The following is a 9,878-nucleotide window of genomic DNA, read 5'->3' on the forward strand; positions in this document are numbered from 1 at the left end:
GGGGGGGGGCTTGCCGGCAAAAAAAAAGGCCCGCCGTTCGAGGGCCAGGGTGAACGGCGGGCCGAAAGTCAAGGCCGCGTCCGAACGATCGGCGGTGACTGGCGTCACCCGGGATCGCGCGGTGTTGCGCAGCGGCCATTCCGATCAAGCAAGCGGAGGAGAGTTCGCTTCACCTATCGGCGTGGCAACATATGAAGGCGATTCTCGTTTCGCCGCCATTATACCTTGGTCTGATCACGATTGACGCAGGGGAATGCTGGGCTTTCCGGGCAGCGGCGGTAAGGGGGCGGAGAGAGCGTTCGGCGGAACCGGCCGACCGGCCGGAAAGCCGCGGGGCGCAAGGCCCCAGGCTTCCGCGACGTCCGATTCGACGGCATTGCCGAAGGCCGTCCGGGACGCTAGTCCTTGTGGCCGGGAAACGTCTTCGGCCAGAAAAAAGGGTTGCGTCCATGTCCATGCCTGCCGTGCTTCGGGGCCGCCTGTCGCTGCCTGTCATCGCATCGCCCATGTTCATCGTCTCGGGACCGGATCTGGTCATCGAGGAATGCAAGGCCGGCATCGTCGGCTCCTTCCCGGCGCTGAACGCCCGGCCCCAGGGCCTGCTCACCGAATGGCTGAGCCGGATCGAGCGCGAGCTGAAGGCCCATGAGGACGCCACCGGCAAGCCGACGGCGCCCTATGCCGTGAATCAGATCTGCCACGTTTCGAACGATCGCCTGATGGACGACGTCGCGACCTGCGAAAAGCACAAGGTCCCGGTCATCATCACCAGCCTGCGCGCGCCCAAGGAAGTGGTGCAGCGGGTGCACGACTGGGGCGGCATCGTGCTGCACGACGTGATCAACGTGCGCCACGCCCAAAAGGCGCTGGAAGACGGCGTCGACGGGTTGATCCTGGTCTGCGCCGGTGCGGGCGGCCATGCCGGCACCCTGAGCCCCTTCGCCCTGGTGCGCGAGGTGCGCAGCTTCTACGACGGCACCATCGTGCTCTCGGGCGCCATTTCGGACGGCGCCTCGATCCTGGCGGCGCTCGCCATGGGGGCCGACCTCGCCTATATGGGCACCCGCTTCATCGCCTCGAAGGAGGCCAATGCAGCACCGGCCTACAAGCAGATGCTGATCGATTCCGCGGCCTCCGACATCGTCTACACCTCGCTCTTCACCGGGGTGCACGGCAATTACCTGAAGCCTTCGATCGCCGCCGCCGGCCTCGATCCCAACAAGCTGCCGGAATCCGATCCCTCGAAGATGAACTTCGGTTCGGGCGGCAATACCGATGCCAAGGCTTGGCGCGACATCTGGGGCTCGGGCCAGGGCATCGGCACGATCAAGGACGCGCCGCCGGTGGGTGAACTGGTGGCCCGCCTGAAGGCCGAATTCGACGCTGCCCGGGCCTCGCTCGGCGGCAAGGCGGCCTGAGGGGCGGGCGATGCGCGCCGCCGTCCTCGCCCTCTGCCTGGCTGCCGCCGCGCTGCCGGCCTGGGGCGAGACGGTGCGCGTCGACGGTCCGGCCTCGGCGGCGATCGCGACCGGCGAGCCGGCGGGCCTCGACCTGGTCAGCCGGCGCTTCGAGCGCCGCGCCCTTTTCTCGGCCGACGGCAGCGAGACGCCCTATCTGATCGAAATCGAGACGGTGAGCCGGACGCCGCTCGCCATGGGCGACGAGGCCGATCTGCCGGCCGCCCACAGGGTCACCCTGCGCGGCGTCACGGCGGCGGGCATCGGGCCGGTGCTCGGACAGCTCGAGGTCGCCGCCAATGCCGTGAAGGTCGAGCGCATGCCGCTGCTCGAGGCGGAGACCTGGGGCTGCTGCGTGCAGGCCAATACGATCCGGAGTTTCGACCTGCTGACGGGCAAATTCGTCGCCGCCGCCTCGTCCGACCTGCCCGTGATCACGGCGACCGCACTCGGCGATGCCGCCAAGGGCCGGCCGGCGATCGGCTTCGAGGTCCGCACCTACAAGACGATCGATCCCGCCGCCGACCTGATCTTCGGCGACGACCCCGCCGCCCTCGGCCTGATCACCCTGATGCGCGAGGACAAGGCGGTGCAGCAGATCCGCCTCGCCGTCGCCGGGGGCAGCGCGGACATCAGCGAAGAGGTCGATTGGAACGTGACGATCGGCTGGCAGGCGGGGGCCAAGGGCGCGCTCTCCGACCACGTCGTGATCGCGCCGGGCGACAAGGCGGCGCCGTCCTACGTCTGGGCGATCGATGCCAGGAACCGGGTCGTGATTCCCTTCGTCGATGGCCACTTCGATCTGGCGCGGGCGCGTGTACCGTCGCGTCTCAGTCTCACCGAAAAGCCGTTGCCTTGAGCTGCGCCGGCCTTATCCTGACAACATAGCGGGCAAGAGGTATGGCCATGGCTTCCGCGATCTTGGACCTGTTCACGCGGTTCGGCGCCGGCCGTGTGCTGGCGGCCGACTTCACCTCGCTCGACCTGCGCGGTTCCCTCGACTATCTGGTCGACAATGCCACCACGCCCGAAGGCATGGCGGTGATCGCCGCCGTGCTGCTGGGTGCCTGGTTCGCCTTCCGCGCCTTCCGCTGATCAGCGCGGCGGGATCGAATAGGTCCCGGTCGCATGGGCGACCAGCTCTGGATCGCCGTCGGAATAGAGCGAAACCTCGCCGATCACCAGGCGCGCACCGAACTTGAGGGCGCGGCATTCGGCCACCAGGTCCCGCGGCCCGGGCTTCCGCAGGAAATTGATGTTCAGGTTGGTCGTCACCGCGAGTGCTACCGGGCCGAGCGTGCCCAGGATCATGGCATAGAGCGCGCAGTCGGCGAGCTGGAACATGGCCGGTCCGGAGATGGTGCCGCCCGGGCGGAGGTGCCGGTTGTCGAAGGCGAGACGGCAGCGGGCGCTGCCCGGTGCGGTCTCCTCGATCCTGATGTGGGTCGCCTGTTCGAAGACTTGCTCGATGAAGTCCTGGACCTGGGCCGCAGTCATCACCACAGTCTCGGGCAGCGCCATGATTCCTCCCCTGGTTCGCCTGCGTCAAAATAGGGCAGGGGACAGGGCCGGCGCCAGACTTGCGGCAAGGGCCGGATCGGCCTAAATCCTGGCGCCATGATCCTGACCCCTGTCGACCTCGCCGAATTGCCGGAAATCGCCGCCGTCTTCGATGCCGCCCTGGCGGCCGAGGCACCCTGGGCGCGCGCGGCCTTCGCGCGGATCATCGACAGTGCCCGCCTGATCGCGCTCGGCGTCGACACGCCGGCCCAGCGCGCCCGCGCCATCGAACTGGCCCATGCCTTCGGCATCGAGACCCTGGACGAGGAACCCCAGGTGGCCTTCTCCTGGGACGGACGGACGATCCGCACGCGTTCCGAAGCCAGCGTCATCGTGCATGAGGTCACCCATTACCTGGTGGCCCCGCCGGAGCGGCGTTTCCTGCTCGACTTCGGCTTGGGGGCAGGGCCGGAAACCGGCCGCCGGGCCGAAGCCGACGCCGCGATCGCCGCCGATTTCGAGACCCGCGAGCGGGAAGAGACCGCCTGTTCCCTGCTCGGCATCCTGTGGGAAGTGGAACTGGGCCAACCCGGCATCCTGGCCTTCCTCGAACAGAATTGGCTCGAAGGCTATCGCCGGCCGACCGCGGCGCGCCATTTCGCCCGTTTCCTCGGCATGTTGATCGACGGCGGCTTCGTCCATGCGGACGGCAGGCCGGTGTCGCCCGACCGTCTCCGTCCGCTGCTCGCCGCCTGATCGGCACCTCGTCTCGCATCGCCGTCGGGGCGCCGGTATAGTGACCCGGTGAAGGCCGGAGGGAGACGATGCCGAGCATGCCGCAGCCGCCCGCCCTGCCTGCGGCGGACGACGACCACGACATCGCGGCGCTCGGCCGGTGGCTCGATCCGCGAGACAGCGATTCGGTGCTTCGTTTCGGGGCCGATGCCCAGGCCGGCATCGCGGCGCTGGCCGACGGCGTGTTGCGCTCGCTGAGCGGGGACGATGCCGGGCAGGTGACCCAAGTGCTGGACGACCTGCTGGCGCGGCTGCGGGGGCTCGACGTCGCCGATGCCTTGCGCCTGCCGGGTTTCTTCGCCCGCCTGGTCGGGCAGGGCGGGCGCCGGCTGGAACGGCTGCGTGCACGTTCCGTCGAACTCTCGGGCCAGATCGACCGTATCGTCCTCCGCCTCGAAGAGGCCAAGGACCAGTTGCTGCGCGACAGCGTGATCCTGGACATGCTCTACGAGCGGAACGTCGAAGCCCTGCGCCGGCTCGAAGCCCATGTCGCGGCCGGCGAAAGGGTGCTGGCGGCGTTCAGGGCGGGGCAACTGCCGGCGCTCGAAGCGGCGGCGCAGAGCGGCGACGCACTGGCCCGCCAAACTGCGGCCGACGCGCGCCAGGGCGCCGAAAGGCTGGAGCGGCGGCTGCACGACCTGCGCCTGTCGCGCACCATCGCAGAACAGGCGCTGCCCCAGATCCGCCTGGTGCAGGGCGGCAACAAGCTGTTGGTCGACCGCATCCAATCCTCGATCCTGAGCACGATCCCGGTCTGGAAGCACCAGATGGTGGTGGCGCTGGCCATGGGGCGCGCGCGTGACGCGCTGGCGCTGCAGCAGGGCGTCGATGCCGCGGCGGCCGAGCAGATCCGCCGCAACGCCCGCGACCTGAAGCAGGGCGTGGGCGAAATCGCCAGCACCAACGCCGAGGCCGGCGCTTCGCTCGCCGCCCTCGAAGCGGCCAATCGCGCACTGATCGACACGGTGACCGAAGTGCTCTCCCTCCAGGCCGAGGGGCGGGAACGGCGGCGCGCGGCGGAGGGCGAGCTGGCCCGCCTGGACGGCGCCCTGAAGGCGAAGCTGGGGCCATGAAGGAGCGGGCGTGAACCTCTGGCGGCACATCGCGGCGGGGGCCGGCGGCGGCGCGGTCTTTCTGCTGTTCTACCTCGGCCTCGGCGACTGGCCTTCGGTCTCGTTGCTGGCCGGGATCGGCGCCTATGCCGGATTTCTGCTGATCGGCCGGGCGCTGCTGCCGGGGCCGCGGCCGGGGGCGGAGCCGGTCGGGCCCGAACTGGCGGCTGGCGCGATCGAGCGCTTGCGCCGCCTGGAAGCCATGGCGGCGGCGGCGGGGCCGGCGCTGGCCCCCGCCCTGCGGCGGGTCGCGGTGGCGGCGGCGCCGGTCGTCGAGCGGGCCTGGCGCCAGCCGGACCAGGCCATGGCCCTGCGCCGCCTGCTTACCTTCCATCTCGACCTGGCGCTTCGCCTGGCCGAGCACGGTGCGGCGATCGTGCAGCTCGCCGGGGCCGGCCATCCCGGGCTTGCCAAAGTGGCGGCGATGTTGGACGAGGTGGCGGCAGCCTTTGCCGCCGAGGCCGACTCGGCGGCGGCGAACGAACTCATGCGTCTCGAGACCGAACTCACGGTGCTCGAACGCCAATTGGCGGCGGAGCGGCATGGCCCGCGCCCCCTGGGGAGAGAATGATGGCGAACGTCCTGACCCGCCCGGCCTTGGTCCGTTACGCCTTGGCCGGCGCCTTTGCCCTGTCGCTGTCGCTGTCGCTGTCGGTGGCGGCCCATGCCCAGGTGATGGACGACCTGACCGGCACCTATGTCGTGCGCGGCACCAATCCGGGCGACGACGGCAGCTATGGCGGCACCATCACGGTGAAGCTGGTCGGCGAGGTCTATCAGATCCAATGGACCGGCTCGGGCCAGAATGCCGTCGGCACCGGGCTTCGCCTGGGCGACACGCTGGCCGTGACCTGGCAGGATCCGGCCAACAAGGATACGGCGGTCGCGGTCTATATCGTCATGCCGGACGGCGGGCTGAAGGGGCGCTGGGCGCCGCTCGGCGGAGCCAAGGCGGGTTCCGAAGACTGGACCCGCAAGGCCCAGTGACTCAGCCGCCGACCCAGGCAGCCAGCGCACCCCAGGAAATCGCCGTCATATAGGCGAGGAAGGCCAGGGCGGCGAGACCGCCCAGGATGCCGATCAGCGCCATCAAGCCGTCCTGTTCGATCAGGCCCAGGGCCAGGAACAGGATGGCGAAGGAAATCGGGATATTGGTGAAGGGGATCGGGCTCGCCAGCATCAGGCCGAGCACGGCGATCAGGATGCCGACCAGACGTTCCTGGGTCCAGCCGGTGAGGAAGGCGAGGCGGGGCTTCAGCACCTTTTCGAGGCGCTGAACCGTGGGCAGCGCCCCCCTCACGACGCGGCGCAGGTCGTCCGCGGCGATGGTCCGGCGCAGCACCCGCTTCGGCAGCCAGGGCCGGGGCAGGCCGAAGATCATCTGCAGCGCGATGAAGGCGATCGGGAAGCCCGAAATGGCGGAAAGGCCCGGCGGCGCGATCGGCAGGCAGGTGGGCAGGGCGAGCAGCAGGATGAGCAGCCCGAAGCCGCGCTCGGCCAGATTGTCGACGATGGCGCCGATGGAAATCCGCTCCTCCGGCCAGCCGAAGGCGAGGACGACCAGGGTTTCAGCCGCTGTCGGGTCGCGCAGGGTTCCGCTCAACTGAGATCCAGACGGCGCGGCAGGCGCCTTTCGCGATGCACCGAGACGGAAAGGATGAGGCCGACGCCGATCATCAGCGTCATGGTCGCCGAACCGCCGTAGGAGACCAGCGGCAGGGGGATGCCGACCACGGGAATGAGCCCCATCACCATCGAGAGATTGATGAAGACATAGAGGAAGAGCTGGGTGCCGATGCCGAGGGCGACCAGCCGCCCGAACTGATGCCGGCAGCCGAGCCCGATCGCCAGTGCATAGCCGAAGACGCAGACGTAGAGCAGGATCAGCAGCAGCCCGCCGATCATGCCGAATTCCTCAGCCAGCTGCGGGAAGATGAAGTCGGTATGGACTTCAGGCACGAAGCGGAGCTGGCTCTGCGTGCCGAGGAGATAGCCCTTGCCGAAGACGCCGCCCGAGCCGAGCGCGATCATCGACTGCAGGATGTTGTAGCCGGCGCCGAGCGGATCGGCTTCCGGATTGAGGAAGGTGAGCACGCGCCGCTTCTGGTAGTCGTGCATGAATTCCCAGACGATCGGCAGGGCGCCGACGGCCGCCCCGATCACGATGGCGAATTTCCAGAGCCGCACGCCGGCCAGGAAGAAGATCGCGCCGGAACCGGCCATCAGCAGCGTGGCCGTGCCCAGGTTCGGCTGTTTCAGGACAAGCGCCACCGGCATCAGCACCATGAGCAGGGGCGGAATCAGGACCGTCGGCCGGCCGATCCGCTCCGGCGTGACGCCGTGGAAATAGCGTGCCAGCGCCAGCACCAGGGCGAGCTTCATGATCTCGGACGGCTGGATCTGGAAGAAGCCGAGGTCGATCCAGCGCTGCGCGCCCATGCCGATCGAGCCCATCACCTCGACCCCGATCAGGCCGACCAGGGTGACGCCATAGAGGAAATAGGCGTAGCGGGCATAGAAGGCGATGTCGATCACCGCGACCACGACCATGACGCCGAGGCCGATCACGAAGCGGGCGAGCTGGCGCCCGGCCCAGGGATCCCATTTGCCCCCGGCGCTGGAATAGAGCATGGCGACGCCGATGGCCGCGATCGCGATCACCAGGAGGACGAGACCCCAGTTGATCGACAGGATGCGCGAGCCCAGCGAAGGGCGGTCGCCGTCATGGGTATAGACGCTCAAAGGTGAAGTCCCGGATGGCTGCTCGACGGGGTCAGCCCCCTTCTAGACCGGATTTGCCGCCAGTGCAAAGCTCGGCCGTGGGTAACGGCGTCAGCGCCGCAGGGCGGAGACCATCGCCCAGGCCCAGCCGATCATCATCAGGGTGCCGCCGGTCGGCGCCACCACGCCCAGGCTGACGCCTGCGAGGCCGAGGGAATAGAGCGCGCCGGCGAAGAGCAGGGCGCCGACCGCCAGGGCGAGGGGGGCGGCGACCGAGAGGCGGTCGCGCTCGACCAGCCAGAGCAGGGCGACGGCGCCCGCGGCATGGACCATCTGGTAGATGCTGCCGGTACGCAGGAATTCGAGCTGTTCGGGCGTCGCCGTCGCCTTCACGGCATGGGCGCCGACGGCGCCGACGGCAACCGCCATCAGTCCGTCGAGGGCCGCCAGGAACAGCGTCGCGCGGGCGAGGGGAAGCATCAGGCGACCGCCATGGCGCCGACGAAGGCGTCGGCCAGCACGGTGGCGATCTGCGCTCGGCTCTTGTCCGAGGTCAGCAGCTTCTCGTCCTGGGCGTTGGACAGGAAGCCGGTCTCGATCAGCATTGCCGGCACGTCCGGCACCTTGAGCACGGCGAAATTGGCCGAGCGCTTGGGATGGTCGAGCAGGCGGAGCTTGGCGCCCGCGACCTGGACGATATGGGCCTTGCGGGCGAGCGCCGTGTTCAGCGAATGGCGCCGGCTCAAGTCGAACAGGATGGCGGCGACCTGAGGGTCCGAGACGCCGGAATCGATGCCGCGCAGCACGTCGGTCGCATTTTCGCGGTCGGCGATCGCGGCGGCGAGCCCATCCGACGCGGTTTCGGACAGCGTATAGGCGGACAGGCCGCGGGCGTCCGGGTTGGGCGCCGAATCGGCATGGATCGAGATGAAGAGGTCCGCCTTGGCGAGCTGGGCCAGGGTGGCGCGCTCGGTCAGCGGCACGAAGACGTCGTTCTTCCGGGTCAGCACCACCTTGTAGCGGCCACCGCCCTCGATCCGGTTGGCGATCCTGGTCGCGAGATCGAGGGTAATGTCCTTTTCGTAGGCGCCGGAAACGCCGATGGCGCCCGGGTCGTGCCCGCCATGACCTGGGTCGATCATGATCACGGGCTTGGCCTTGGCGTTGACGGACGTCCCATCCGGCTTGCGGCGCGGCGCCGGCATCCCGTCGCCCAACTGGCCGGCCAGCGCCGACGTCGCCCCGGCGGACAGCAGCACGGGCAAGGAGAGACCGAGCCTCAGGATATTGCGCCGATCGATACTCATGACCCCCCTCTCGGGCCAGATGAACCAAATGGGTCAGATGATCCAAAGCCGTGGGCAGGCACGAGTCAGAGCCCCACCCGATCTCCTGAAAATGGCAGGAATTTCCCCGATTTCAAGAGCTTGTCCTGAAAAACTCAGATTCCGATATAAGCGGGAAGCCGATACCGCAGTGCGATATTGCGAAATCTCGCGTGGCTTCCCTTGACAGTACGAAGGCCTGGGCCTAACTCTGCCTCGGCTGTTGGCACTCGCCATTCGGGAGTGCTAGCAACGTGGCCCCGGCAATCAGGCCCATGAACAGGCCTTTGTCTATTTCAGAGGAGGTTTCCATGAGCTTTCGGCCGCTGCACGACCGGGTTCTGGTCAAGCGCATCGAAGCAGAAGAGAAGACCAAGGGCGGGATCATCATCCCCGATACCGCCAAGGAAAAGCCGCAGGAAGGCGAAGTGGTCGCCGTCGGCTCGGGCGTCCGCAACGAGAAGGGCGAACTGGTCGCTCTCGACGTCAAGCCGGGCGACCGGATCCTGTTCGGCAAGTGGTCGGGCACCGAAATCAAGCTCGATGGCGATGACCTGCTGATCATGAAGGAATCGGACATTCTCGGCGTCCTCGAGACGACCAAGAAGGGCAAGAAGGCCGCCTGAGCGGTCTCGCCCCTCCCTTTCCAGCGCTAATTCAAGGAGCTAGCCAATGGCTGCCAAGGAAATCCGTTTTTCGACCGACGCCCGTGCGCGGATGCTGCGCGGCGTCGAGATCCTCGCCGATGCGGTGAAGGTCACCCTGGGCCCGAAGGGCCGCAATGTCGTCATCGAAAAGTCGTTCGGCGCCCCGCGCATCACCAAGGACGGCGTCTCGGTCGCGAAGGAGATCGAACTCTCCGACAAGTTCGAGAACATGGGCGCCCAGATGGTGCGCGAAGTGGCCTCGAAGACCAACGACCTCGCCGGTGACGGCACCACCACCGCGACCGTGCTGGCCGCCGCGAT

The 9,878-nt window shown here is 68.2% G+C and carries 15 protein-coding genes; 10 read left to right on the forward strand and 5 right to left on the reverse strand.

Annotated elements, in window-relative coordinates:
- From WC493_RS19815 to WC493_RS19830, 4 genes are all read left to right on the forward strand, one after another.
- On the forward strand, positions 1-244 hold a 244-nt coding region (locus tag WC493_RS19815; RefSeq protein WP_373067746.1), incomplete at its 5' end, for a hypothetical protein.
- Positions 245-449: 205 nt separating this feature from the next.
- Positions 450-1,418, forward strand: coding sequence for an NAD(P)H-dependent flavin oxidoreductase (locus WC493_RS19820; protein WP_373067748.1), 969 nt, complete (start codon positions 450-452; stop codon positions 1,416-1,418).
- Between the two features lie 10 nt (positions 1,419-1,428).
- Entirely contained in the window at positions 1,429-2,316 is an 888-nt protein-coding gene (locus tag WC493_RS19825) for a hypothetical protein (protein ID WP_373067750.1), read from the forward strand.
- A gap of 47 nt (positions 2,317-2,363) precedes the next feature.
- A complete protein-coding gene (locus WC493_RS19830; RefSeq protein ID WP_373067753.1) occupies positions 2,364-2,552 on the forward strand; it encodes a hypothetical protein in 189 nt (62 codons plus the stop codon).
- Here WC493_RS19830 and WC493_RS19835 read toward each other — a convergent pair whose 3' ends face one another.
- A complete protein-coding gene (locus WC493_RS19835; protein WP_373067755.1) occupies positions 2,553-2,978 on the reverse strand; it encodes a PaaI family thioesterase in 426 nt (141 codons plus the stop codon).
- A 96-nt stretch (positions 2,979-3,074) separates the two neighbouring features.
- Between WC493_RS19835 and WC493_RS19840 the strand changes: the two genes are divergently transcribed.
- The 4 genes from WC493_RS19840 (at position 3,075) to WC493_RS19855 (ending at position 5,851) form a co-directional block, all read left to right on the forward strand.
- Complete coding sequence (locus WC493_RS19840; RefSeq protein ID WP_373067758.1) at positions 3,075-3,713, forward strand: hypothetical protein; 639 nt, start codon at positions 3,075-3,077, stop codon at positions 3,711-3,713.
- Between the two features lie 68 nt (positions 3,714-3,781).
- On the forward strand, positions 3,782-4,825 hold the full coding sequence (locus tag WC493_RS19845; protein ID WP_373067760.1) for a toxic anion resistance protein: 1,044 nt from the start codon (positions 3,782-3,784) through the stop codon (positions 4,823-4,825).
- 10 nt (positions 4,826-4,835) lie between these two features.
- Positions 4,836-5,435, forward strand: a complete 600-nt coding sequence (locus tag WC493_RS19850) for a hypothetical protein (protein WP_373067762.1) — start codon at positions 4,836-4,838, stop codon at positions 5,433-5,435.
- A complete protein-coding gene (locus WC493_RS19855) occupies positions 5,435-5,851 on the forward strand; it encodes a hypothetical protein (RefSeq protein WP_373067764.1) in 417 nt (138 codons plus the stop codon). Before WC493_RS19850 ends, WC493_RS19855 begins: the two co-directional genes overlap by 1 nt.
- A 1-nt stretch (position 5,852) precedes the next feature.
- Here the strand turns inward: WC493_RS19855 and WC493_RS19860 are convergent, their stop codons facing one another.
- From WC493_RS19860 to WC493_RS19875, 4 genes are all read right to left on the reverse strand, one after another.
- Positions 5,853-6,467 (reverse strand): exopolysaccharide biosynthesis protein, encoded by a 615-nt coding sequence (locus WC493_RS19860; protein WP_373067766.1) that lies wholly within the window; start codon positions 6,465-6,467, stop codon positions 5,853-5,855.
- Positions 6,464-7,606, reverse strand: a complete 1,143-nt coding sequence (rodA, locus tag WC493_RS19865) for a rod shape-determining protein RodA (protein WP_373067768.1) — start codon at positions 7,604-7,606, stop codon at positions 6,464-6,466. The genes WC493_RS19860 and rodA overlap by 4 nt, the downstream gene beginning before the upstream one ends.
- Positions 7,607-7,696: 90 nt before the next feature.
- On the reverse strand, positions 7,697-8,065 hold the full coding sequence (locus WC493_RS19870; RefSeq protein WP_373067770.1) for a DUF423 domain-containing protein: 369 nt from the start codon (positions 8,063-8,065) through the stop codon (positions 7,697-7,699).
- A complete protein-coding gene (locus WC493_RS19875; RefSeq protein WP_373067772.1) occupies positions 8,065-8,892 on the reverse strand; it encodes an N-acetylmuramoyl-L-alanine amidase in 828 nt (275 codons plus the stop codon). Before WC493_RS19875 ends, WC493_RS19870 begins: the two co-directional genes overlap by 1 nt.
- Positions 8,893-9,221: 329 nt before the next feature.
- On the opposite strand from WC493_RS19875, the gene groES reads away from it, so the two are divergent.
- Positions 9,222-9,536, forward strand: coding sequence for a co-chaperone GroES (gene groES / locus WC493_RS19880; RefSeq protein ID WP_373067774.1), 315 nt, complete (start codon positions 9,222-9,224; stop codon positions 9,534-9,536).
- 46 nt (positions 9,537-9,582) lie between these two features.
- Positions 9,583-9,878: TCP-1/cpn60 chaperonin family protein (locus tag WC493_RS19885; protein ID WP_373067776.1), on the forward strand; the 296-nt coding region annotated here is incomplete at its 3' end.

Source organism: Zavarzinia sp., assembly GCF_041650655.1.
Lineage (GTDB): Bacteria > Pseudomonadota > Alphaproteobacteria > Zavarziniales > Zavarziniaceae > Zavarzinia.